The 25,918-nt window shown below is 41.4% G+C and carries 19 protein-coding genes and 1 pseudogene; 15 read left to right on the forward strand and 5 right to left on the reverse strand.

Annotation, left to right across the window (positions count from 1 at the left end):
* Positions 1 to 62: 62 nt before the first annotated feature.
* The 5 genes and pseudogenes from mazG to I3B46_RS05810 all read left to right on the forward strand — a co-directional run bounded on the left by mazG (position 63) and on the right by I3B46_RS05810 (position 6,525).
* Complete coding sequence (mazG, locus tag I3B46_RS05790; protein ID WP_040132326.1) at positions 63 to 857, forward strand: nucleoside triphosphate pyrophosphohydrolase; 795 nt, start codon at positions 63 to 65, stop codon at positions 855 to 857.
* A gap of 38 nt (positions 858 to 895) precedes the next feature.
* A pseudogene (locus I3B46_RS21750) lies at positions 896 to 1,210 on the forward strand (ATP-binding cassette domain-containing protein); the annotation flags it as partial.
* 607 nt (positions 1,211 to 1,817) lie between these two features.
* Positions 1,818 to 3,455, forward strand: a complete 1,638-nt coding sequence (pyrG, locus tag I3B46_RS05800) for a glutamine hydrolyzing CTP synthase (RefSeq protein ID WP_004922482.1) — start codon at positions 1,818 to 1,820, stop codon at positions 3,453 to 3,455.
* A 63-nt stretch (positions 3,456 to 3,518) separates the two neighbouring features.
* On the forward strand, positions 3,519 to 4,820 hold the full coding sequence (gene eno, locus I3B46_RS05805) for a phosphopyruvate hydratase (RefSeq protein WP_004922479.1): 1,302 nt from the start codon (positions 3,519 to 3,521) through the stop codon (positions 4,818 to 4,820).
* 319 nt (positions 4,821 to 5,139) lie between these two features.
* Positions 5,140 to 6,525: a DASS family sodium-coupled anion symporter gene (locus I3B46_RS05810; protein ID WP_004922475.1), complete on the forward strand. Its 1,386-nt coding sequence runs from the start codon at positions 5,140 to 5,142 to the stop codon at positions 6,523 to 6,525.
* A 129-nt stretch (positions 6,526 to 6,654) separates the two neighbouring features.
* Here the strand turns inward: I3B46_RS05810 and I3B46_RS05815 are convergent, their stop codons facing one another.
* From I3B46_RS05815 to I3B46_RS05825, 3 genes are all read right to left on the reverse strand, one after another.
* Positions 6,655 to 7,584 (reverse strand): two-partner secretion domain-containing protein, encoded by a 930-nt coding sequence (locus tag I3B46_RS05815; RefSeq protein WP_014656561.1) that lies wholly within the window; start codon positions 7,582 to 7,584, stop codon positions 6,655 to 6,657.
* Between the two features lie 414 nt (positions 7,585 to 7,998).
* Positions 7,999 to 11,160 carry an efflux RND transporter permease subunit gene (locus tag I3B46_RS05820; RefSeq protein ID WP_004922465.1) on the reverse strand — a complete coding sequence of 1,054 codons (3,162 nt, stop codon included), beginning with the start codon at positions 11,158 to 11,160 and terminating at the stop codon, positions 7,999 to 8,001.
* 15 nt (positions 11,161 to 11,175) lie between these two features.
* Positions 11,176 to 12,363 (reverse strand): efflux RND transporter periplasmic adaptor subunit, encoded by a 1,188-nt coding sequence (locus I3B46_RS05825; RefSeq protein ID WP_004922461.1) that lies wholly within the window; start codon positions 12,361 to 12,363, stop codon positions 11,176 to 11,178.
* Between the two features lie 133 nt (positions 12,364 to 12,496).
* Between I3B46_RS05825 and acrR the strand changes: the two genes are divergently transcribed.
* From acrR to mscK, 3 genes are all read left to right on the forward strand, one after another.
* Positions 12,497 to 13,147: a multidrug efflux transporter transcriptional repressor AcrR gene (acrR, locus tag I3B46_RS05830; protein WP_004922458.1), complete on the forward strand. Its 651-nt coding sequence runs from the start codon at positions 12,497 to 12,499 to the stop codon at positions 13,145 to 13,147.
* A 14-nt stretch (positions 13,148 to 13,161) separates the two neighbouring features.
* Complete coding sequence (locus I3B46_RS05835) at positions 13,162 to 13,515, forward strand: DsrE/DsrF/TusD sulfur relay family protein (RefSeq protein WP_004922455.1); 354 nt, start codon at positions 13,162 to 13,164, stop codon at positions 13,513 to 13,515.
* 69 nt (positions 13,516 to 13,584) lie between these two features.
* Positions 13,585 to 16,974 (forward strand): mechanosensitive channel MscK, encoded by a 3,390-nt coding sequence (gene mscK, locus I3B46_RS05840; RefSeq protein ID WP_154625557.1) that lies wholly within the window; start codon positions 13,585 to 13,587, stop codon positions 16,972 to 16,974.
* 6 nt (positions 16,975 to 16,980) lie between these two features.
* On the opposite strand, the gene I3B46_RS05845 is transcribed toward mscK, so the two are convergent.
* On the reverse strand, positions 16,981 to 17,151 hold the full coding sequence (locus I3B46_RS05845) for a DUF2496 domain-containing protein (protein ID WP_014656559.1): 171 nt from the start codon (positions 17,149 to 17,151) through the stop codon (positions 16,981 to 16,983).
* A gap of 398 nt (positions 17,152 to 17,549) precedes the next feature.
* On the opposite strand from I3B46_RS05845, the gene I3B46_RS05850 reads away from it, so the two are divergent.
* Positions 17,550 to 18,518 (forward strand): FUSC family protein, encoded by a 969-nt coding sequence (locus I3B46_RS05850; protein ID WP_104872895.1) that lies wholly within the window; start codon positions 17,550 to 17,552, stop codon positions 18,516 to 18,518.
* A gap of 82 nt (positions 18,519 to 18,600) precedes the next feature.
* Here I3B46_RS05850 and priC read toward each other — a convergent pair whose 3' ends face one another.
* Positions 18,601 to 19,149 carry a primosomal replication protein PriC gene (gene priC, locus I3B46_RS05855; RefSeq protein ID WP_053110366.1) on the reverse strand — a complete coding sequence of 183 codons (549 nt, stop codon included), beginning with the start codon at positions 19,147 to 19,149 and terminating at the stop codon, positions 18,601 to 18,603.
* Positions 19,150 to 19,295: 146 nt separating this feature from the next.
* Between priC and apt the strand changes: the two genes are divergently transcribed.
* The 6 genes from apt to adk all read left to right on the forward strand — a co-directional run bounded on the left by apt (position 19,296) and on the right by adk (position 25,845).
* Positions 19,296 to 19,847, forward strand: a complete 552-nt coding sequence (apt, locus tag I3B46_RS05860; protein WP_104872894.1) for an adenine phosphoribosyltransferase — start codon at positions 19,296 to 19,298, stop codon at positions 19,845 to 19,847.
* 108 nt (positions 19,848 to 19,955) lie between these two features.
* Positions 19,956 to 21,887 carry a DNA polymerase III subunit gamma/tau gene (dnaX, locus tag I3B46_RS05865; protein WP_102780727.1) on the forward strand — a complete coding sequence of 644 codons (1,932 nt, stop codon included), beginning with the start codon at positions 19,956 to 19,958 and terminating at the stop codon, positions 21,885 to 21,887.
* Between the two features lie 49 nt (positions 21,888 to 21,936).
* Positions 21,937 to 22,266, forward strand: coding sequence for a YbaB/EbfC family nucleoid-associated protein (locus tag I3B46_RS05870; RefSeq protein WP_004922433.1), 330 nt, complete (start codon positions 21,937 to 21,939; stop codon positions 22,264 to 22,266).
* On the forward strand, positions 22,266 to 22,865 hold the full coding sequence (recR, locus tag I3B46_RS05875; protein ID WP_004922431.1) for a recombination mediator RecR: 600 nt from the start codon (positions 22,266 to 22,268) through the stop codon (positions 22,863 to 22,865). The genes I3B46_RS05870 and recR overlap by 1 nt, the downstream gene beginning before the upstream one ends.
* 268 nt (positions 22,866 to 23,133) lie before the next feature.
* Positions 23,134 to 25,008 carry a molecular chaperone HtpG gene (gene htpG / locus I3B46_RS05880; protein WP_004922423.1) on the forward strand — a complete coding sequence of 625 codons (1,875 nt, stop codon included), beginning with the start codon at positions 23,134 to 23,136 and terminating at the stop codon, positions 25,006 to 25,008.
* 192 nt (positions 25,009 to 25,200) lie between these two features.
* Positions 25,201 to 25,845 (forward strand): adenylate kinase, encoded by a 645-nt coding sequence (gene adk / locus I3B46_RS05885; RefSeq protein WP_014656554.1) that lies wholly within the window; start codon positions 25,201 to 25,203, stop codon positions 25,843 to 25,845.
* The last annotated feature ends 73 nt before the right edge of the window (positions 25,846 to 25,918 follow it).

A 25,918-nucleotide genomic window follows, 5' to 3' on the forward strand; every position in this document is an offset into this window, starting at 1 on the left:
ATAAACGATCCCATGTTATCCTTGCGAAACATGGGATTTTTATGGTTTAAAAAGGTCAAAAAATGAGTACGACAGCATCACAGCTTGAACGATTACTAGACATTATGGCGAAATTGCGTGATCCACAAACAGGTTGCCCGTGGGATACTCAACAAACGTTTAAAACGATTGCTCCTTATACGCTTGAAGAAACTTATGAAGTCATTGATGCCATTGAGCGTGAAGATTTTGATGACCTAAAAGGTGAATTAGGCGATTTGTTATTCCAAGTCGTGTTTTATGCGCAAATGGCGAAAGAGCAGTCACGTTTTGATTTTAATGATATTTGCCAAGCGGTTAGCGATAAACTAGAACGACGCCACCCGCATATTTTTGACGCAGAAAATCACCCTGATAGCAATGTTGCACTGGCAGGATGGGAAAAGCGTAAGTCTGCTGAACGTGCACAAAAGGCGCAATTTTCCATCCTTGATGATATTCCAAGCGCGCTACCTGCCTTAATGAAAGCCTATAAGATCCAAAAACGTTGTGCATCAGTGGGTTTTGATTGGGACACGTTAGGGCCTGTAGTCGACAAGGTTCGCGAAGAGCTGGATGAAGTAATGGAAGAGGCCACTCAAGTGGTTGTTGATGAGCAGCGCTTAGAAGAAGAAATTGGCGATCTACTGTTTGCGACCGTGAATTTATCACGTCATCTAGGCCATAAACCCGAAATGGCACTTAACAAGGCCTGCCAGAAGTTTGAAAAGCGTTTTCGCCAAATAGAGTCACGTCTTGCACTAGAAGGTAAAACCACAGAAACCGCAACGCTTGAGGAGATGGAACAGCATTGGCAGCAAATTAAGCTCGCGGAATAATATTTGTTTTTAATGTGTTACCTTATTTTTTAAAATAGTTAGCATCAATACACGAGGAAATATCTTCATTTCCTAGAGGATATGAAACGATAATTGGTGATATAGGAAGTCTCCTTTCTGGAGGACAAAGGCAACGAATATCGATTGCAAGAGCACTTTATCGAGAACCTAAAATTTTGTTAATGGATGAAGCGACAAGTGATTTGGATGTAGAAAATGAGCGTAAAATAACGGAGGCGATTGCCTCACTACAAATTCCCCGTATTTTTGTTGCCCATCGCCCTGAAATGATAAAGTCGGCAGATAAAATTTTTAATCTGCAATTAAATCACTGGGTGTCACAATATGATTGACTATTATTGTTGCTGAAAAAGTCATCATAACTGCAAAGCAAGCTTAAGTTAACCTCATTAACATGCAATTAATACACGCTAGATTGCTGATCTTTTCTACGAGTTATACGAAAAATTTCACCTAATTTAATAAAACCATCTTAGTTCACTCTAGTTTTGCTGAAAGGATTTAGCTTTTGCGAAAAATATGCTAGCCTTAGGAGGTGTTTCTGTATAGAGACACTAATTAAAGAGAGGTGAAGTGTTATGAGTGGCATCATAACGCAAATTTGCTAACCTAAAATAGGTATATGATGAGTAAACTCACATTGCTATTTTACTTTAGGGAAAACAGTTTCTACGCTGTCGTATCTCAAAAGCTATGGTAAGCAAAGTCACTTAATGGGTTAAATGGCTTGAGTGATAGCACTGTTGCTGTTTGCATGTTAATCAACCTTGTTTGGGGCTAGAAAATATTTTTTATTTTAACTAGCTGATATTAATGGAATATAGAGGAAAATTAACCTTATTATGCTTAGAACATTTGTAGCGAAATTAAGGTTCGGGTATACTGTTTTCCCGTCCTGTTATATCCATCATCTTTTAAACCTAAACTTTCAGGTTCAGCATGAAAACTAATTATATTTTTGTGACCGGCGGGGTCGTATCCTCTCTGGGTAAAGGCATTGCCGCAGCCTCTTTGGCGGCTATACTCGAAGCCCGTGGACTCAATGTCACCATTATGAAACTGGATCCGTACATCAACGTTGATCCAGGGACAATGAGCCCAACCCAACACGGGGAAGTTTTCGTTACAGAAGACGGCGCTGAAACTGACTTGGATTTAGGTCATTATGAGCGTTTCATCCGTACCAAAATGACGCGTCGCAACAACTTTACAACGGGGCGCGTTTATTCAGAAGTATTGCGCAAAGAACGTCGCGGAGACTATCTTGGCGCGACTATCCAAGTTATCCCTCATATTACCAATGAAATTAAAGACCGCATCATCCGTGGTGGTGAAGGTCATGATGTTGTTTTAGTCGAAGTTGGCGGAACAGTTGGTGATATCGAATCATTGCCATTCTTGGAAGCTATTCGTCAAATGGCGGCAGAAGTAGGGCGTGAACGCACACTCTATCTGCATCTGACTTTAGTTCCTTATTTGGCGGCAGCGGGTGAAGTGAAAACTAAACCAACTCAGCATTCTGTTAAAGAGCTGCTATCCATTGGTATTCAGCCAGATGTGCTGATCTGTCGTTCAGACCGCGTTATTCCTGCGAATGAGCGTGCAAAAATTGCACTGTTCTGTAATGTTCCTGAAAAAGCGGTTATTTCACTCAAAGACGTTGATTCCATCTACAAAATCCCTGGTATGTTGAAATCACAGGGCTTAGATGAGTATATCTGTAAGCGTTTCAATCTTGACTGCCGCGAAGCAAACCTTGCTGAATGGGAACAAGTGATTTATCAAGAAGCAAACCCTACTGGTGAAGTGACCATTGGTATGGTTGGTAAGTATGTTGAATTACCCGATGCTTATAAATCAGTTATTGAAGCTTTAAAACACGGTGGATTGAAAAATCGCCTAACTGTGAATATCAAACTGATTGATTCACAAGATATTGAAACTCGTGGTGTTGATCTATTAAAAGGCTTAGATGCTATCCTTGTTCCGGGTGGATTCGGTGAGCGTGGTATCGAAGGTAAGATCATGACAGCGAAATATGCACGCGAAAATAAAGTGCCTTATTTAGGCATTTGTTTAGGTATGCAGGTTGCCTTGATTGAATTTGCACGTAACGTTGCCAATATGGAAGGTGCAAACTCAACTGAGTTTGATGCAAACTGTAAATACCCAGTCGTTGCGCTAATTACTGAATGGCGTGATGAAAATGGTAACCTAGAAGTGCGTTCTGAAGAGAGCGATCTTGGTGGAACCATGCGTGTTGGTGGTCAACCATGCCACTTAGTTAAAGACAGCTTGGTTCGTGATATGTATGGTGCAGATACGATTGTTGAACGTCACCGTCACCGCTATGAAGTGAATAACCTGTTGCTAAAACGCATTGAAGATGCGGGGCTAAAAGTTGCAGGTCGTTCAGTGGATAACAAACTGGTTGAAATTATTGAAAATCCAAATCACCCATGGTTTGTGGCATGCCAGTTCCACCCTGAATTCACTTCAACGCCAAGAGATGGTCACCCATTGTTTGAAGGTTTTGTTAAAGCCGCTGGTAGCTACCAGAAAGGTGAGTTGAAATAAGATATGGCGGGGTAGGCAGATGTGCCTGCTCCCCACAATTTAACTTGTACTGAGGAAAACCTAATGTCCAAAATCGTTAAAGTGATCGGTCGTGAAATCATTGATTCTCGTGGTAACCCAACTGTAGAAGCTGAAGTTCATCTAGAAGGTGGCTTTGTTGGTTTAGCAGCCGCGCCATCAGGTGCATCTACAGGTTCTCGTGAAGCACTGGAACTGCGTGATGGTGATAAATCACGTTTTCTGGGCAAAGGCGTTCTGAAAGCGGTTGCCGCTGTTAATGGCCCAATTGCAGAAGCGCTGATTGGCCAAAATGCAAAAGACCAAGCGACTATCGATAAGATCATGATTGATCTAGATGGTACTGATAACAAATCTAAATTTGGTGCGAACGCGATTTTGGCTGTGTCATTAGCTAACGCGAAAGCGGCAGCTGCGGCAAAAGGTATGCCTCTTTATGAGCATATTTCTGACCTAAACGGTACTCACGGTCAATATTCAATGCCTCTGCCAATGATGAACATCATCAATGGTGGTGAGCACGCTGACAATAACGTCGACATTCAAGAGTTCATGATCCAGCCAGTTGGTGCTTCAACACTGAAAGACGCTGTTCGCATGGGTTCTGAAATTTTCCATCACCTAGCGAAAGTACTGAAAGCTAAAGGCATGAACACCGCTGTTGGTGATGAAGGTGGTTATGCGCCAAACCTAGAATCTAACGCTGCTGCACTAGGTGCTATTAAAGAAGCTGTTGAGCAAGCTGGTTATGTATTAGGTAAAGATGTCACTCTGGCGATGGACTGTGCGGCTTCTGAGTTCTATAACAAAGAAACTGGCAACTATGAGCTAAAAGGTGAAGGTAAAACCTTTACTTCTGAAGAGTTCACTCATTATTTAGAAGGTCTGACTAAAGAGTATCCAATCGTTTCTATCGAAGATGGCTTGAACGAATCTGATTGGGATGGTTTTGCATACCAAACTAAAGTGCTTGGTGACAAAATCCAATTGGTTGGTGACGATCTGTTTGTTACAAACACTAAGATCCTCAAAGAAGGTATTGAGAAAGGCATTGCTAACTCTATCCTGATTAAATTCAACCAAATCGGTTCTCTGACTGAAACATTGGCTGCTATCAAAATGGCGAAAGATGCGGGTTACACTGCGGTTATCTCTCACCGTTCAGGTGAAACTGAAGATGCAACCATTGCAGACTTAGCGGTTGGTACTGCGGCAGGCCAAATCAAAACAGGTTCTATGAGCCGTTCTGACCGTGTTGCTAAATACAACCAATTGATCCGCATTGAAGAAGCATTGGGTGACCGTGCTCCATTCAATGGTCTGAAAGAAGTTAAAGGCCAAGCATAATTTAAGCTAGGTTGAGTTATTTCTCAAAACGGGGAGCATTGTCTTCCCGTTTTTTATTAGCCCCCATCCCCCCATTTTTTTGTTTAAATTTCTTTATCTTTTGCTAAGGAATTACACGGACTCATCATTTTTTAGATGTTCACAAAATCGATAGTTTTTTATGTATCAAATGAAAAAAGTGTTTAATTGCGCGGTACAGCTCTCAATTTTGCATCATCTACATTTGAATTTCATTCGATTAACTCTATATTCCCCATACTGTAAATAAATATTAACAAGAGCTTGGGCACTAGGATGCTGATAAGCCAATGGAGTGAATATGGATGCTTCTGAATCTCTGAAACCTTCTGTTGGGCCAACGCCATCAAATGTAAAAGGTTGGGTGATTTTAGCGGTTGATATCGTATTGCTAATTTTACTTTTAAAATATTTACCATTTGATGATAAAGCGAATGCTGGGCTTGCAATGATGGTATTTATTGGTGTGCTTTGGTTGACTGAAGCGATACACGTTACTATCACTGCATTATGTATCCCAATCTTAGCGGTTGGTCTTGGTTTGATGAATACAGGCGATGCCTTGAAGTCATTTGCAAACCCAATTATTTTCCTATTTTTTGGTGGTTTTGCTTTGGCGACAGCGTTGCATATTCAAGGCCTAGACCGGCTGATCGCTAACCGTTTATTAATGGTAGCACGTGGGCGTTTATCCGTAGCCGTGGTGTTGCTATTTGGTGTAACGGCACTGCTATCAATGTGGATTAGTAACACGGCAACAGCCGCGATGATGCTACCCCTTGTGTTAGGTATCCTTTCTAATTTGGATGCGCGTCATGAACGTAACACCTTCGTGTTTGTTCTATTAGGTGTTGCTTATAGTGCGAGTATTGGTGGTTTAGGTACCATTGTTGGTAGTCCACCAAACGCAATCGCAGCTTCTGCACTTGGCTTGGATTTCTTGTCATGGATGAAATATGGCATTCCAATTATGGTTGTGCTGTTACCAATGATGTTTGTGCTGATGTTTATGATGCTACGTCCAAATTTGAAGCATCGCTTTGAATTAGAGCTAGAGCATGTGGAATGGAATGGTAAACGTATCACAGCGATGTGCATCTTTCTTATCGCGGTGCTGTGCTGGATCACTAGTACATTTATCAGTAAAGCATTAGGTGGCGTTAAAGATCTGGATACGATTATTGCCGTAAGTGCAGCAATCCTTATCGGGGTAACTGGTGTTGCGAGCTGGGCGCAAATCCAGAAAAACACGGAATGGGGCGTATTGATGCTGTTCGGTGGTGGTTTAACACTGAGCGCTATTCTAAGTTCGTCAGGTGCAAGTAAGATTATGGCTGACTGGATGCAAATGACTTTTGGTCAAAGCCATTGGTTCGTCATTATCTTAGCGGTCACTACGTTTATCATTATCTTAACGGAATTTACAAGTAATACAGCGAGTGCGGCGTTGTTAGTACCTATTTTTGCTACCGTAGCTGAAGCATTGGGCATGCCTGTTATGGCATTGACGATGATTATTGGTATTGGTGCATCTTGTGCCTTTATGCTACCAGTGGCAACACCGCCAAATGCTATTGTCTTTGGTTCTGGTTATATCAAGCAGATCGAGATGGTGCGTGTTGGTGCAGTGTTAAACGTTGCTTGTATTATTGTGATATCACTATTTGCTTGGTTCTTCTGGCTGTAATTCGAGTCAGTCATAACCGCAAAGTGATTGGAGGCCTCATATTGATGAGGCCTCCAGCTATTTAGCCCCGCTCGGCTTAAGGTAATAGTCAAAGAGTAAAGGAATAAAATGGCATTTTATACTCAATGATTATTCGACAGTTTGTCTCACCAACTCTTGCTGGTTGCTGCCAAGGCGTAATCGTCCTGTAAGGGCAAACTGGCTATCCCCCTGTAAAGAAAAGTTCATCGCTTCAATGAGACCTTTTATATCAATCTTATTTTGTGGACACATAAAGCTGTCCTTACATTGATATCGATGGCTTTCGAGTAAAATAGAACGCCCCGTCAGTTTACCATTTTCACTTAGTTCGAATTGGCTCCCTTCACTATGCAGTGTTGTTGCTTTGTATTTTGCTCCTGAAACCAGTAGACCTTCACGAATAGAGAGAGAAGCATTACCTGAGCTACTTAGATAGTTTTGGACGGCAGAGGTGATGTTGACAGCATTTTGTAGTTTTATACGGTCAGCGAATACATTGATTTTAGATAACTGTATAGGGTTAGCTTGTTGTTGATTAATGGTGACTTGACTACCGGGAGAGACGGTAAATTTTAATTGGCTATAGTCTTTTAATGGTTTCGGTAGCAGTTTTTTGGGATCTGTTTTGTCTTTAATAAACTGTCTTTCAAAATTCCCTGCGACCAATGATAGGCTAGCAATATTGCTTGCAGAGCCGTTGTTCCATGTAATGCCATTAGGATTAGCAATGACTAAGTTGGCTGTTTGGCCTTTTATACCAATAACTCCTTGAATATTTGTAGCTTCGCTCCCGGTCACTTCGGCAAGGATCATTTTAGCGGCTTTCCCACCGAGAGCGCTATTGTCGCTGATATCATTATTAAATACTAAACCATGTTCATTAGAAGAGAGTGTTTCAAAGCGGTTAAATGAAATATGGTTCTCTAATGGAGCGGTAATATTGATGACTTTGGCTTGAGTTGTGTTGGTGGATGCGATTGCGTAGTGGTAAAAGGTAAATAAAAATAACGAGGTAATACAACGATAACGTAGTTGCATGGTGATGCTCCTTGCGATGAAAGATCCTATAAATTTAATTAAAGTATATCGGTAAAAGAAAGCGGTTAACCATATCAAAAAATATGGGGAGATAATCAAAAATAAAAAGAGTGAACATATAATAAATAAATTATTGCTTTGATTTAATAAGAGATATTTAACTTAAGGGTATTTGAGGTGAGATTGTAAACAATGACTATCAGTAGAGCCGCAAAGATACCTATTTCAATTAAGCGTTAATTTAAATGAATAATAATGATTATTTGGTGTTTAGTATCTCTTGTGGTATCGAATGGCATTGACTGCGTCAGGCGTTATAGGGAAGGGAAGAATAATGTCACACTTAAGCTGACAAGTAATGCATTAAAAAGGGCCACTGTTGTGGCCCTTAGCGATTATTTTAGCTGAATATAATTATTCGGCTTTTTTGACTGGATGAGCATGCTCAAGCTCTTCTGTTTTTCCTGCAAAGCGGCGACGGATCACCACGTAGAACACAGGAACAAAGAAGATAGCCAGTGAGGTTGCAGCGAACATACCACCCAGAACGCCTGTACCAACGGAGTTCTGTGCTGCTGAACCTGCACCATTACTGAATACCAGTGGGATAACACCTAACATAAAGGCCAGTGATGTCATCAGAATGGGTCGTAAACGCATTTTCACAGCTTCTAATGTCGCTTCAACTAATCCTTTGCCTTCTTTTTCCATCAAGTCTTTGGCGAATTCAACAATCAATATTGCGTTCTTCGCCGACAGACCAATGGTTGTTAAGAGGCCCACCTTGAAGTAAACGTCGTTTGACAGTCCACGAACGGAGGTAAACAGTAATGCACCGATAATACCCAATGGAACAACCAACATAACAGAGAATGGTACAGACCAGCTCTCATATAGGGCTGCCAGACATAGGAAGACAACAATCAGTGAGATAGCATACAGGGCAGGTGCCTGGTTACCAGACAAACGTTCCTGATATGACATACCTGTCCACTCATAACCAATCCCTTTCGGTAGGTTTTCAGTTGTCAGTTTTTCCATCATCAGCATAGCATCACCCGTACTTTGACCAAATGCTGCTTGCCCTTGAATGTTCATTGAAGGAACACCGTTATAACGCTCTAAACGCGGTGAACCATATTTCCAAGGATCTTGAGATTCATCCAAGAAGGCAGAGAATGGCACCATGTTCCCTTCGGCATTTCGAACATACAATGAACTAATATCCGAAGGTAGCATACGGCTTTCTGCATCACCTTGTACGTAAACTTTCTTAACACGACCACGGTCGATAAAGTCGTTTACATAAGTACCACCGAAAATTGAACTAAGCGTTGCATTGATATCTGCAATAGCGACACCTTGTGCTTGCGCTTTTTGTTGATCAATATAGATACGGTATTGTGATGTATCATCTTGCCCGTTAGGACGAACACCTTGCAAAATTTCAGGGTGTTGAGCCGCTAAACCAAGTAACTGGTTACGTGCCGCCATTAAGGCATCATGTCCTAAGTTACCTTGGTCAACCAATTCAAAGTCAAAGCCGTTGGCCGTACCTAACTCAACAATAGCAGGTAGGTTAAAGGCGTAAATCAATGCTTCTTGCTTTTGTGATAGTGCAGCGTTTGCACGACCCACAATCGCTTCAACGTGGTTTTCATCGCCTTTACGTTCACTCCAATTCTTCAGAACCACGAATGCGAGACCCATGTTTTGGCCTTGACCCGCGAAACTGAATCCACCAACGGTAAAGACAGACTCAACGTTACGTTCTTCTTTGGTATGGAAGTAAGTGTTAACTTCATCCAGTACAGCTTGTGTTTGCTCTTGCGTTGATCCTGGTGGTAATTGAACCATCGCTAAGAATACCCCTTGGTCTTCTTCTGGTAAGAATGAAGAAGGAAGGCGGATAAACATTAACGCCATACCTGCCACTAATACGAGATAAATGAGCAAGTAACGGCCTGTACCATTCAACATGCGGCTAACACTATCAGTATAGTGGTGTGCTTGCTTTTCGAATGTACGGTTAAACCAGCCGAAGAACCCTTTTTGGCTACCATGACTGCCTTTTTTAATTGGCTTTAATATAGTGGCACAAAGTGCAGGGGTTAAGATCATTGCAACCAGTACCGATAAGATCATGGCTGAAACGATGGTAATGGAGAACTGACGGTAAATTGCACCTGTTGAGCCACCGAAGAAGGCCATTGGAACAAATACCGCGGACAGTACCATGGCGATACCCACCAACGCACCTTGAATTTGCCCCATGGACTTCTTGGTTGCTTCTTTTGGTGATAAACCTTCTTCTTGCATAACACGTTCAACGTTTTCAACCACAACGATGGCGTCATCCACGAGAAGACCGATAGCGAGTACCATCGCAAACATGGTTAAGGTGTTGATCGAGTATCCAAATGCGGCCAAGACGGCAAATGTTCCCAACAAGACGACAGGAACCGCAATTGTTGGTATCAATGTGGCACGAATGTTCTGTAAGAACAGATACATTACTACAACAACCAGCATGATTGCTTCAACGAGCGTTTTAACAACTTCGTTAATCGAAATCTTAACGAATGGCGTTGTATCATATGGATAAACAATTTCTAACCCTTCAGGGAAGAATGGTTCCATATTCGCTAGTGCTGCACGGACATTGTTCGCCGTATCCAGCGCGTTAGCGCCCGTCGCTAGCTTAATACCGATACCTGCTGCGGCTTTACCATTAAATCGCGCAATGGTGCTGTAGTTTTCAGCGCCAAGTTCAACCGTTGCTACATCTTTTAAACGTACTTGAGAACCGTCTTTATTGACTCGTAAGAGGATATTGGCGAATTCTTCAGGGTTGTTTAAACGGGTTTGTGCAATGATAGAAACGTTCAAGCGTTGGCCTGCAACTGGAGGTGTTCCCCCTAATTGACCTGCCGCCACTTGGTTGTTTTGTACTTTAATTGCATTGATAACATCGGTTGTTGTCATGTTGTACTTAACGAGCATTTCTGGTTTTAACCAGATACGCATCGCATATGGCGTACCAAACAACTGTGTTTCACCAACACCATTAACACGGCTAAGTGGGTCTTTAATATTAGAGCCAACGTAGTCGGCAATATCATATTGTCCCATTGAGCCATCGGCAGAAACGAAGCCGGCTACCATTAAGAATGAGCTGGTAGATTTATCAACGCTAATACCTTGTTGCTGTACTTCTTGGGGCAGTAATGGCATCGCGAGCTGAAGTTTGTTTTGCACTTGAACCTGTGCAATGTCGCCATCCGTACCGGCTTCAAACGTCAGCATGATATTAGCAGAACCTGATGAATCACTGGTTGATGACATATACACCAAGTTATCGATACCATTCATATTCTGTTCGATAACCTGAGTCACTGTGTTCTGTACCGTCGATGCATCGGCGCCCGGATAGTTTGCCGAGATAGAAACAGACGGCGGTGCAATGGTCGGATACTGTGCCACAGGTAACTTGATAATTGCCAACAGACCAGCAAGCATAGTAATAATAGCAATTACCCATGCAAAAATTGGTCTTTCTATAAAAAACTTAGGCATTAATCAACCGCTCCCTTACTTAGACTTTTGTTCAGGTTGTGCCTGATTGTCTATAGATTGCGCTTCTAAATTAGCTTCCTTAGGAACGACAACAAGACCTGGTTTGATTTTTTGGAGGCCAATCACAATAACGCGATCGCCATCTTGCAAACCATCAGTGACTAGCCATTTGTTGCCTACAGCTTGTGCTGTTTTTACTTTTCGGACTTCAACTTTATCGTCTTTACCTACCACCATGACTTGAGCGTCACCTTGTGGAGTACGAGCCAAACCTTGTTGAGGAACCAAAATCGCTTTTTCCATGACACCATCTTCTAAGATAGCGCGCACAAACATTCCTGGCATAAGCTCTTTATTTGGGTTCGGGAAGACTGCTCTCATTGTGATTGAACCTGTTGTTTCATCCACAGTGACATCAGAGAATTCCAGAGCACCTTTTTGGGCATACTCTTGGCCATTATTAATGACTAAGCTCACAGGGGCTTTGCCCGGCTCTTTTTGTAGAGCGCCTTTTTCTATCTCGTTACGTAGACGCAAGAAATCTTCACTAGATTGCGTCACATCAACATAGATAGGGTCAAGCTGTTGAACTCGCATCAACTCAGTGGCTTGACCAGAAGAAACTAAAGCACCTTCGGTGACATTTGATTTCCCCGTGCGACCACTGATTGGCGCAGTAACTTTGGTATAGTTCAGATTAATACGCGCAGTTTCAACGGCAGCTTCTGCTGCTTTCACAGCCGCTAAAGCTTGTGCATAAGTTGATGTTGCCTGATCGTATTCTTGCTGACTAATGTAATTAGTACCTAAAAGTGGCTTGTAGCGTTTTACCGTCAAACCGGCCAAATTTGCATTAGCTTGCGCTTTAGCAAGTTCAGCTTTCGCACTATCATAAGTGGCTTGGAAAGGCGCTGGATCTATCTGATATAAAGACGTTCCGGCCTCAACATCGCTACCTTCTTTGTAGTTACGTTTGAGTATAATGCCACTTACCTGTGGACGGACCTCTGCGACACGATATGCGGATGTACGTCCAGGTAATTCGGTCTTGATAGTCAGAGGTTCGGCTTTTAGCGTAACAATTCCTACTTCAGGCGCCGGGCGTTCACCGCCACCTTTCTGTTCATCGTTACAACCTGATAAAGCTAAGCCACCTGAAAGAACCAACAGAGCCAGAGGTAACACCCCTCTGTTTTTTCGCATAAGTTAACCTCAATTAATCAACATGAGTAAAAAACAATATAAGAAAAATGGTAAACAATAAGATTTATCACTATGCTATAGTACAAACATACACGAATGTATGTAAATCAGCTTTGTCGATAAACGAGTTACAATGGCACGAAAAACTAAACAACAGGCCGAAGAAACCCGTCAGGAAATTTTAGATGCTGCCATCAAAACCTTTTCTGAACGAGGTGTATCGGCGACATCTTTAGCCGATATTGCCAAATCCGCTGGTGTGACCCGCGGAGCGATATACTGGCATTTCAAAAATAAAGTCGACCTATTCCACCAAGCTTGTGAGTTTAGTGACAGTCAAATACAACAGGCCGAAAATTATTATCGTTTGAAGTATAGTAATGATCCACTGGCAATTCTAAAAGAAATTTTAGTTTATATTTTGACAGATTTTATTGAAAGCCCTAAAAATCGCGCTTTGATGGATATTCTGTTCCACAAGTGTGAATTGGTAGGGGAAATGGCGGCCATTGTTGATTTAAAAAAAGAGAATTACGTTGCTAGCCATCATCGTATCATTGAACTCCTACGCCATTGTGTTGAAGCAGGGCAACTCCCAGCTAATCTCGATTTAGAGTGTGGGGCAATTATGATCCGCGCCATGATGGCTGGGTTACTTGAAAACTGGTTATTGCAGCCTGATAGTTTTAAGATACATAAACGTACGGAAATATTGGTGGAAACGATGCTAGAAACATTGAAATACAGTCCATCATTACGCGTAAAAACGGATCAGACTGAATAACCGGAGAAAATACCATGTCATCAATTTTGATTATTGCTAATGGCGCCCCTTATGGTAATGAAACTTTATTTAACTCATTACGTTTGGCGATTACACTCAAAGAGCAGCACCCACAAACAGAACTGAAAGTGTTTTTAATGTCAGATGCGGTTACAGCGGGTCTTAAGGGGCAAAAGCCGAAAGAAGGTTATAATATTCAACAGATGTTGGAAATTCTAACGGCACAGCAAGTGGCGGTGAAATTATGCAAAACCTGCACAGATGCACGTGGTGTGAGTGAACTTCCCTTAGCCGATGGCGTGGAAATTGGCACTTTAGTTGAACTTGCAGCTTGGACATTAGAAGCAGATAAGGTTCTGACATTTTAAAAATATAATGTGCTGTTAGCAAAAGTTAGCAGTACATTATTGACTCAACAAGATACAAAAAAACCTTTTATGGGTTCATCCATGCAGACGACTAAATATCAATGGGTTCGGCAATTCATCATGATTTGCGCACTCTTTATGTTGCTTTTTTCTGGCTATAGCCATGCGGTGGTAAATAGCTCTCTTCCAAATAAAAATGATATTCAAAATAAACTGAATACATTAAATAAAAAAAGCCATCCGAGTGCTGAAGATAAACTGGCTATTGCAGATATTGAAAAGTCGCTGGGTTTTTATGATGAGTTAAACAAACTTGATAGCAAGTCGGATGAACTGCAAAAAAGTCTAGATAGAGCGGGTGAAGATGCAAAGCATGCTGTTCGTGCTTTGCAGCAGCTTAAAAAGAGTAGCGAAGAAGATGCACTGAATTTTGCTAATAGCATCAAAAACATTCCCCAAAGTCAGCTGGAAACTATGCTCAGTAATACCTTAGAGCAGCTACAAGCAGAGCAAAATGATTTGGCTAGCTATAATAGCTATTTAATTAGTTTGCAAACTCAGCCTGAAAGGGCGCAAACCATCATGTTGGAGAATGCTCGTCGGTTACAAGAAATTCGCAATGAATTAAATAATGTATTTAATGACTCGGCAAAGTTACGCGATACGCAAATTGAGCTACTGCAAATAGAGCAGAATTATTTGCAACAACAAAACGAATATCAAAAGCGGGTATTACAAGGCAATACTCAGTTGCAAGAAGTATTACAAAAGCAACGTGACTATACGATTTTTTATATCGAACAACTTGAAAAACGGATTGAATTGCTTCAATCCTATATCAGTGATAAACGGCTTAATGACTCTGAAGCAACAGCAAGAGAAGCACAAACCTCCACTGAAAGCGATTTACAACTAAAACAAAACCCATTAATTCAAAAAGAATTAGCGATGAATAATGCCCTGAGTGAGCGCTTGATTGAAGTCACTCAAGGAAATAACCGCATGGTACAAAATAGCATTCGCGTGAAAGCGTGGCTAGAACGAGCAACGCAATCAGAACGCAACTTGAAAGAGCAAATTAATGTCCTACGTGGAAGCCTATTGTTATCGCGTATTTTATTCCAGCAACAAATTGACCTTCCTGATGATATTTTAACCAAAAATCTGCCTAATACGATTGCTGATTTACGTCTGGAGCAGTTTGACGTTAATCAACAACGTGACGCTTTATACCAAGTGAATAATTATATTGCGAATATAGAAAAGCAATTAGCAGAAAAATCAGGCGCTGAGCAAGGTCATAGCCAATTACTTTCCACAGAAGATAAAGAGGCATTAACGAAGCTGCTGGATGTAAGGCGTGAATTACTAGATGAATTAAACCTGCAATTAGGTAACCAAATTTCTCAGGCCATTAATTTGCAGCTCGACCAAAAACAGTTATTGAGTGTAGTGAGTTCACTGGAACATACGTTGGCGCAACAAATTTTCTGGGTAAACAGTAATAAGCCGATCGACCTTACTTGGGTCAGTGCATTTCCAGAAGCGGCAACACAACAAATCAATAATTTTGATTTTAGCCTGTCAAAAGGCAGCATCAAAAAAGGAATAACAAACTCATTATTTGTCGTTGTTCCACTGCTATTATTGGCGTTAGTGTTTGTTTGGTTATACCACAAAATTTCGGCTCGCCTACAACAGATAAATCAAAGCTTATCTAGCTTAAGGCAAGATAGTTTATTAAATACGCCATTCGCGCTGTTCTTGACTCTTTTGCAAACCTTACCGACGGCGTTAGTGCTGGTGGCTTTAGGTTACTGGTTTTTAAAAACAGGTAATGTTCAAGGTGAATTTGTTTGGGCGCTCTGTTTGCAATTAGCCACTTTTTGGGTGTTATTTGAATTAACTTGGCGTGTGTTAAAACCCAAAGGAATTGCAGAAAAACATTTTGGTATTGACCCCAAATTTGCTGCACAAACACGGCGTCGAGTAACGCGTCTGTCACTGCCTTTATTGCCATTAATTTATTTTTCTACGTATGGGGTGATTAATCCTCTAAAAGTTTCTGAAGACGTGATTGGGCAATTAATTGTTTTATTGTCATTGTTGATGCTGTTTATTTTTACATTGCCATTTTGCAAACATATTTGGAAAGAGAAGGGCAGCCATTTAACGCGTTCAGTAGTGATAACAATATTAACGTTCTCGCCTTTGGTATTGATTGGTTTAATGATGGCTGGGTACTACTATACAACGTTGCGTCTTGCTAATCGTTGGTTAGATAGCCTGTATTTATTGCTGCTTTGGTATATCACTTATAATGCGTGTTTACGTGGTCTAACATTAGTGGCTCGGAAACTCGCTTATCAACGCGCAATTGAGCGTCGTAAAGCACAAAACCAAGAGGAGAGTGAGAACGAGCCAATTAAAGAGCCACCAATGACGATTGAGCTTATTAGCCAACAATCATTGCGCTTAACCACAATGGTCTTGTTTATTATCTTTGCATTAGGTTTTTATGCCATTTGGTCTGATTTCATTACTATTTTCTCATTTTTAGATAGTGTTGATTTATGGCATTACACAGCAACGACCGCCGAAGGTAGCAATACCTTACAGTCGGTGACCTTAGCAAACTTATTATTGGCTATGGTGATTATTGTGGTGGCATGGATCATGACTCGTAACTTACCGGGATTATTAGAGGTTTTAGTATTATCACGGTTAAAATTACGTCAAGGCTCAACCTACGCGATCACGACAATTTTAACTTACATTATTGTCGGGATCGGGGCGATAACTTCTCTAGGTATGCTAGGTATCACATGGAGCAAATTGCAATGGTTAGCGGCCGCATTAACGGTTGGTTTAGGTTTTGGTTTGCAGGAAATCTTTGCTAACTTTGTTTCCGGGATCATTTTGTTATTTGAGCGCCCGATCCGTATTGGCGATACCGTGACTATCGGCACCTACTCAGGTACGGTGAGTAAGATCCGTATTCGAGCAACAACCATAATTGATTTTGATCGCAAAGAAGTGATCATCCCAAATAAAGCATTTGTAACGGAACGCCTAATTAACTGGTCGCTTTCAGATACCGTCACGCGGATCACGGTTGCACTTGGTGTGGCATACGGCTCTGATCTCGATAAAGTGAAACAAGTGCTACTTAATGCGGCGACATCGAATAGTAAGGTGATGACAGATCCTGCACCAGCGGTATATTTCACAGGATTTGGGGCGAGCACCTTAGATCATGAATTGCGTTTTTATGTACGCCAAATTGGTGATAGAGGAACGACCAGCGATGAAGTACACCGTGCAATCGACAGGTTATGCCGTGAAAACGATATCAATATCGCCTTTAACCAACTAGAAGTTCACCTTCATAATGACCAAGGTGAAGTGATCCAAGAAATTAAGCGTGACCCAAATTTAAAGAAAGGGGATAACGATTAACACGGTTTAGTCATCGGTTAAACAGGTTGCTTCGGCAGCCTGTTTGACTAAATAGTCATGTTTTACAATTTCAAGGGCTTTGAGAACAATATCAGTTTCAATATCTGATGTTTCAAGTAAGTAGATTAAATCAACAGCAAGCTGTGTTTCTTTTGGGGCATCTTTTAAAGAATCCATTCTGACTCCTTATTATTGACAGCGGGCTATTATGATACGAATTTTTTGCTATTTATATATTGATAGATATTAAATTTTTATCGAAATGTGAGCAAGTTGATATTATTTAATGATAACGGTGATGATTTTCACTGTAAAACATGAACAGATATTGAGCATATTTATCATGAGTATATGAATTGCTAAATCGAATAATGATACTACTAATGTTAAATATATCGGAAAATTATTAATTCAACTCATCTTTTATTGATGACTGAAAATGGATTGCATTGATTTGATAATCTAAAAATTGTTATTTCTTTATTTATTAACATTATGACAGTATATTTATTGTTATTGAATTATATGCGTGCTAATGTTGCTAGTTATTATTAGTGGTATAACTAGGTGATTTTGTGGTGAAATTATCAGAAAGTTTTTATTTAACAATTTGTATAGTGATAAGTTTTATTGTTACTTATTATATTGCAGGTATTGATGCGACGTTATGGAGCTCGCTATCAACACTTCATGGTTATACTATTTTTAATAAAGCCACACGTTATAAAAATATAATTTATTCATTATTATGTTCGCTGTTTGTTTTTGTAGGAACTGCACTTGGCTACTATTTAGGTTTTAGCTATCTATTTTTTATTGTTTTATTCTTATCACCTTTTTTCTACTATCAACTTTATAATGTTGACTCCTCTTTAGAGATGTCATTTAAGTACTTTATGATTTTCTTCATCATAGGGGCGACATTGAATAAATCCAGTTTTGATGGTCTGGTGATAGGGTTACTGATCGGGACGTTCATAACACTAACCTTTTGTTATAGCATCAGTAAACGGAAGAAAATTACCTTTTTTCAAATTAGAAGGTATATTTCATTAAAAAGGGATAGGATCACTTATCATTTGATCTGCCAGTCATTGATCTACGCGGTTGGTTTATTATGTTGTGTCTTATCATCAAGAGCAATCAACGTTGATCACTTCTTTTGGGCGCCTTTGACCTTTATTTTTGTATTAAATCCTAAGTTAACAAATATTGTTAAATTAACTCGTGATAGAGTGATTGGCACATTGATTGTTGTTTTTGTTCTTTACTTGGCATTTAACGCATCGGTATTAATGCCATACATTGGTTTTGCATTAATTCTTCTCTTTTCGTTTTTAATTCCAATTAGTAATACAAAGAAAAATAACGTATTTGGAACAATTTGTCTCACAGGGCTTGTATTATCGCTTATTGAAATGTCGATTTACTTTAATAATGTTGACTATCACTTATTGTCCGAAAGGATCATGGAAACATTGATAGGGGGTCTATTTGCGATAGTAAGTAGCTACTGTATTAAATTGGTTATGAAAGGTAAGTAATCAATATTATTAATATAAAGCAATGTGTAGCCTTCGTTTTCTGTTATGGAATGAGGCTACATCCAAAAATGGTTCGCTTTATTTAATCTAAATATTGATTTTCTTGATGTTCTATTGCTTTTTCGATTCGTATCAACGCTTGTCGGCAACGGTATAAACGGCCGGCTAATGCGGCGATATCTTTTTGGCATTGGTGGCGTTGTGCCTGATTGGTTAGACTGTTTAGCTGTAATTCGCGTTCACTCACCATTGCTAATAAACGGCGCTCATAGTCTTGATGTTGGGATAAACGCTCATATAGGTCGACTTGCTCTTTCTTTTCTTGATAATGACTCTCCTTTTTACGTAAGCCCTGTGTCGATAGTTCACGAGACAGCGCTTGAATTTGGTGAGCAATTTTTTCTGTCAGAAAGTTAACTTGTTCTTTATGGTTGAGTGACACACTGTGACAAAGTTGCTGATACAACTTATCTAACTCTTTCTGGCAATCTCCTAGATGCGTTGATTTTGTACTAAAAAGCTGAGTATCAAAGCGAGCGTGTGAAAATTCCTGATCTGCAATAGGCGCAATACGAGCTTGCAATGCGTCAATTTGCGTTTTTAGCGCATCTAAAAGAGGCTGTACTTTCATTTTTGTTCTCGCTAAAAGTGAAAAATCATGGAAAATTGATGTGTAACAATAAAACTTGCCGCAAATAAGCAGCCCCTTATTGCATTTTTATGGTACTTTAAATAGATTCTACCTTTTCGTGTTTACTATACTGATTGGCACTTATTATGACTGCTAAAGAGCAACAACTGCAATTAATTAAAGAAAGTATTGCAACCATCCCTAATTACCCAAAAGAAGGGGTGCTATTTCGCGATATTACCACACTATTAAATAACCCTGCTGCTTATCAGGCCACCATCGATTTGTTGGTTGACCATTACAAAGATAAAGGGGTAACTAAAATTGTAGGTACTGAAGCCCGCGGTTTTCTGTTTGGTGCACCAGTCGCATTACGTTTAGGGGTTGGTTTTGTTCCTGTACGTAAAAAAGGGAAATTGCCCCGTGAAGTATTAAGTATGACCTATGACTTGGAATATGGTACAGATACTCTTGAAATCCATCGAGACAGTATCCTGCCTGAAGATAACGTCTTAGTCATTGATGACCTGCTGGCAACAGGGGGAACGATTGAAGCGACAGTAAGAATGATCAAGCAACTCGGTGCTAAAATTGTTGATGCTGCCTTCATTATTAGCCTACCTGATTTAGGTGGCGAGGAGCGCCTTGCCGCAGAAGGGATCCACTCATTTAGCTTAGTCGAGTTCCCAGGTCACTAATTCTCGTTTCCTCACTATTTTCCTTACTATTTTTATCACGGTCTCGCCGTAAGGGCAGAGGCTGTGGTAGCATGGTGCTATATACCATGTTTAGAAACTGCATAATTCATGAGCTATCAGGTACTTGCCCGTAAGTGGCGCCCCCAAAAATTTTCAGATGTCGTAGGTCAACAACATGTATTGACCGCGCTTGCAAATGGTCTGGAACACCAGAGGCTTCACCACGCCTATCTTTTTTCAGGCACTCGTGGTGTCGGCAAGACGACAATTGCTCGTCTGTTTGCTAAAGGTCTTAACTGTGAAACGGGGATCACTGCGACACCTTGTGGTAAATGCACAAATTGCCAAGAGATAGAACAAGGGCGGTTTGTGGATTTGATTGAAATTGATGCGGCATCCAGAACAAAAGTGGAAGATACGCGAGAGCTACTGGATAACGTTCAGTATGCCCCTGCACGTGGACGCTTCAAAGTTTATCTGATTGACGAAGTTCATATGCTATCGCGCCATAGCTTCAATGCGTTGTTAAAAACCCTTGAAGAGCCGCCTGAACATGTCAAATTTCTTTTGGCGACGACAGATCCGCAAAAATTGCCAGTGACTATTTTGTCACGTTGCTTGCAATTCCACCTAAAAGCGTTGGATGTCAGCCAGATCAGCGAGCAACTTGAGCATATTCTCACCGCAGAAAATATTGAACACGATACTCGCGCGCGCCAACTGATCTCTCGCGCTGCTGATGGCAGTTTGCGAGATGCCCTCAGCCTAACTGACCAAGCGATTGCGATGGGGCAAGGAAAAGTGACGGCAGATATTGTCAGTCAAATGCTCGGCACGCTCGATGATGAGCAGCCACTCGCTATCATCGAAGCCTTGGTTCGAGCTGACGGTATTGCGGTCATGTCAGAGGTAGAGCATGCGGCGAGCCGAGGAGCGGATTGGGAGAATTTGCTGGTTGAAATCCTCTCCTTGTTGCATCGTATTGCCATGATCCAGCTGTTACCAGCCGTTAAAGAGACGGATCCATCATCGACAGAGGGGCGGCTCAGGCAAATTGCCCGAATGATCTCGCCTGCTGATTTGCAACTCTTTTATCAAACCTTGCTTGTTGGTCGTCGAGATCTTCCCTATGCCCCTGAGCGTCGCATGGGGGTTGAAATGGCGCTGTTACGTGCACTGGCATTCCATCCCAAAAGCATTATTGAGGAGCCAGTGACACCCACGGTAGTGGCTGTACCAGCACCGACAGCGATAGAGCCTGCTCGTTCTGTACCGCCGAAGCCAACAGCGGCAACAGCAAATGCTGCAATATCGGAAAATAGCCCGACATTGCAGCTACTAAAAGCAAAGGAAGCGTTACACTCCTCTCAAAATGAGGGACCTGACGCAAAAAAGAATAAACCGGCCGCGCCTGAAAAGGCTAAGCCGGCGATGTCAGCACTTGAGAGGCTGGCCGCCGTCACTAGCCAGCACCAACAAAATATGGCTAGCCGCGCATCTGACGCAAAAAAAGCGGCGAAACCAAAACCTTATCAGTGGCGTCCACAGTCTGAAGAGGCTAATACCAAAGAGGCGGTTACAACACCAACAGAAATAAAAGAAGCGTTGGAATATGAGAAAACCCCGGAATTAGCCGCGAAAATTACTGAAGAAGGTCGGGCGCGTGATAGCTGGTCTGCCGAGATCGCACAATTAAATATTCCTAAGCTGGTTGAACAATTAGCTTTGAATTCATATATAGAGAAAATAGACAGCTCGCACATTGTACTTCATTTACGCTCAGCACAGCGTCATTTGAATAAGCCTTCAGCGCATGAAGCGTTACAAAGTGCATTGAGCCAACATTATGGTCAACCTGTTGAACTGAAAATCGTTCAAGATGATAATACGGCAGTAAAAACGCCACTTGAATGGCGACAGGCGATTTATGAAGAGAAACTGGCGCAAGCCCGTCAGTCAATTATTGCGGATAAAACGATTCAAAAGCTACGCTCAATGTTTGATGCGCAGCTAGATGAAGAGAGTATTCGCCCCGTTTAACGCTACAGTCTCTGTTAGTAAGCTGTAGCCTCAGTAGTGAGAGATAACTATGTTTGGTAAAGGTGGTTTGGGCAATTTGATGAAACAAGCCCAACAAATGCAAGAAAAAATGCAGAAAGTTCAGGAAGAAATCGCCAATCTAGAAGCAACAGGCGAATCTGGTGCCGGCCTAGTCAAAGTTACCATCAATGGTTCACATAACTGCCGCCGTGTTGAAATCGATCCGAGTCTTCTTGAAGATGACAAAGAGATGCTAGAAGACTTAATTGCGGCAGCATTTAATGATGCGGCTCGCCGTATCGAAGAAACGCAAAAAGAAAAAATGGCAAGTGTTTCCAGTGGAATGCAATTGCCACCAGGCTTTAAGATGCCGTTCTAATGCAAACAAGTCCGCTTCTTGAGTCATTGATGGAAGCCTTGCGCTGTCTCCCTGGTGTAGGACCAAAGTCAGCGCAGCGTATGGCATTTCATCTGCTTCAGCGTGATCGTAGTGGCGGCATGCGCCTTGCGCAGTCGCTCACTCGAGCCATGTCTGAAATTGGTCATTGTCGCGATTGCCGCACCTTTACAGAACAAGAGGTGTGCAATATTTGTGAAAATCCACGTCGCCAACAAAACGGGTTGATCTGTGTGGTCGAAAGTCCAGCAGATATCTATGCTGTTGAGCAGACAGGGCAATTTTCTGGGCGCTACTTTGTACTGATGGGGCATTTATCACCCCTTGATGGTATTGGGCCGATGGATATTGGGCTTGATAGGCTAGAAGAAAGGTTGTCTTCTGAAACCATTATCGAAGTGATACTTGCGACAAACCCAACTGTAGAAGGTGAAGCGACGGCAAACTATATTGCACAAATGTGTGCCCAATATGGGGTGGCTGCAAGCCGCATTGCGCATGGCGTACCTGTCGGTGGTGAATTAGAAATGGTTGACGGCACAACGCTATCGCATTCACTTGCGGGTCGTCAGCGCCTCTAATTTTTACTCCAAGCTACAGCTTTACAGACTTCCTAACTATCTGAGTCACATACTTAGGTATGCGACTTGGAGTGCGTACGCTTACGGCCCGCTGTAGCTCGCAGCTTCCCGCCTTTCGCCATTCTTTTTTCGCTTTTCGTTAGCTGTTATCTTTATTGTCGTAATGCATTTTTTACCTTAATGAGTTGAATTCCTATTTTTTGCCCCCAATTAAACTCCATCGATAAGTCAAAATTATCCCATTAGATTGATGATATAAGAGGCATTAATGAGTATGAAAGGACAAGAAACTCGTGGGTTCCAATCCGAAGTTAAGCAACTTCTCCAGTTAATGATCCACTCTCTTTACTCAAACAAAGAAATCTTTTTGCGTGAACTTATTTCAAACGCATCTGATGCGGCAGATAAATTACGTTTTCGTGCACTTTCAAAGCCTGAGTTGTATGAAAATGATGGTGAGTTACGTGTTCGTATCAGCGCGAACAAAGAAGATGGCACCCTAACAATTAGCGATAACGGTATCGGTATGAGCCGTGATGAAGTGATTGAGAACTTAGGGACTATCGCTAAATCAGGAACAAAAGCCTTTTTAGAATCTCTGGGAAGCGACCAAGCGAAAGATAGCCAAATGATTGGTCAATTCGGTGTTGGTTTCTATTCTGCATTTATTGTGGCTGATAAAGTGACCGTCCGCAGCCGTGCGGCTGGTGCAGCAGCAGATCAAGGGGTATTTTGGGAATCAGCAGGTGAAGGCGAATACACTATCGCTGATATCGAAAAAGCCGATCGTGGTACGGAAATAACCCTTCATTTACGCGAAGATGAGAAAGAATTTTTAGATAGCTGGCGCTTGCGCTCGGTAATCAGCAAATACTCTGACCATATTGCATTGCCTGTTGAGATTGAAGTTAAGAACGAAGAAGATGGCACTATCACTTGGGAAAAAATTAACCAAGCGAAAGCACTGTGGACGCGTAATAAGTCTGAAATTTCCGATGAGGAATATACCGAGTTTTATAAGCATATCTCTCATGACTATGCAGACCCACTGACTTGGTCTCATAACCGTGTTGAAGGTAAACAAGAGTACACAAGTTTACTGTATATCCCTTCACAAGCCCCGTTTGATTTGTGGAATCGTGAGCAACGCCATGGTTTGAAATTGTATGTTCAGCGCGTCTTTATTATGGATGATGCAGAACAATTTATGCCAAACTATTTACGTTTTGTCCGCGGTGTATTGGATTCAAACGACCTACCACTCAACGTGTCACGTGAAATTTTACAAGACAGCGCATTGACTCGTAGCCTACGTAGTGCACTCACTAAACGTGTTCTGCAAATGTTAGAAAAATTGGCGAAAAACGACGCAGAAAAATACCAATCTTTCTGGCAACAGTTCGGTTTAGTGATGAAAGAAGGGCCTGCTGAGGATATGAGTAACAGTGAAGCTATCGCTAAACTGTTACGTTTTGCATCAACCCATAACGATAGCAGCGTGCAAAATGTGTCTTTGGAAGAGTATGTTGCTCGCATGGTTGAAGGTCAGGAAAAAATTTATTACATCACTGCTGATAGCTATGCTGCCGCGAAGAGCAGCCCACATTTAGAGCTATTCCGTAAGAAAGGCATTGAAGTATTGCTACTTTCTGATCGTATCGACGAATGGATGATGAACTATCTGTCAGAGTTTGATGGCAAACAGTTCCAATCTGTTAGTAAGGCTGATGAGTCACTAGATAAGCTGGCGGATGAAAACAAAGCTGAGCAAGAAGAAGCTGATAAACAGTTAGAGCCATTTGTTGAGCGAGTAAAAACGTTGCTGGGTGATCGCGTCAAAGAGGTTAAGTTAACGCATCGTTTAACGGATACCCCAGCGATTGTCACGACCAATGCGGATGAAATGAGTACTCAAATGGCGAAACTCTTTGCTGCAGCGGGTCAAACAGCGCCAGAAGTTAAATACAACTTTGAACTGAACCCTTCACACCCATTGGTTAAAAAAGCATCTGAAATAACGGATGAAGCGCTGTTTGCAGATTGGGTTAATGTGTTACTTGATCAAGCGCTATTCGCTGAACGCGGTACCTTAGAAGATCCAAACTTATTTATCCGCAAAATCAATGAATTATTAATGAAATAATGAGATAATTGATTTTCGTTTTTGAGCAAAAACCACGTTTTAGCGGGCGCTTTAGCGTGGTTTTTTTCTTTTGCGAAAGAAGTTAAATGCGAAAACGTTTACGTGTCTTCTTGAGTAAAGCGGCATGCTAATGGTATGGTATCTTGTTTTCTTTTCAAATTATAAAAAACTAAATAGCAAGGGGTTTACGCAATGCGTATTATTTTGCTCGGTGCTCCAGGCGCCGGTAAGGGCACTCAAGCTCAATTTATTATGGAGAAATTTGGTATCCCACAAATTTCAACTGGCGATATGTTACGTGCAGCAGTTAAAGCAGGTAGTGAGCTAGGTTTAAAAGCAAAAGAGCTAATGGACAATGGTAAATTAGTGACTGATGAGTTAGTGATTGCATTGGTTAAAGAGCGTATCAAACAAGATGACTGCCGCAATGGTTTCTTGTTGGATGGGTTCCCACGTACCATTCCTCAAGCAGACGCGATGAAAGAAGCAGGCATTAATGTCGATTTCGTATTAGAATTCGATGTGCCTGATGAAATCATTGTTGAACGTATTATTGGTCGCCGTGTGCATGCGCCATCGGGTCGTGTTTATCATGTGACATTTAACCCACCTAAAGTTGAAAACAAAGATGATGTCACTGGTGAAGAGCTGACTATCCGTAAAGATGACCAAGAAGACACCGTGCGTAAGCGTCTGGTTGAATACCATGACTTAACAGCACCTTTGGTTGCTTACTATCAAAAAGAAGCTGATGCGGGTAACACCAAATACTTCAAAATCGATGGTACACGCAAGGTCACTGAAGTGAGTGAAGAATTAGCGAAGATCCTTGGCTAATATTCAACAATAGTTATCAACAAAGGCAGCGATTATCGCTGCCTTTGCTTTTCAAGCATTAGAAAACAATAAA

It is taken from the genome of Providencia sp. 2.29, from assembly GCF_015832305.1.
In the GTDB taxonomy this organism is placed as follows: domain Bacteria; phylum Pseudomonadota; class Gammaproteobacteria; order Enterobacterales; family Enterobacteriaceae; genus Providencia; species Providencia stuartii.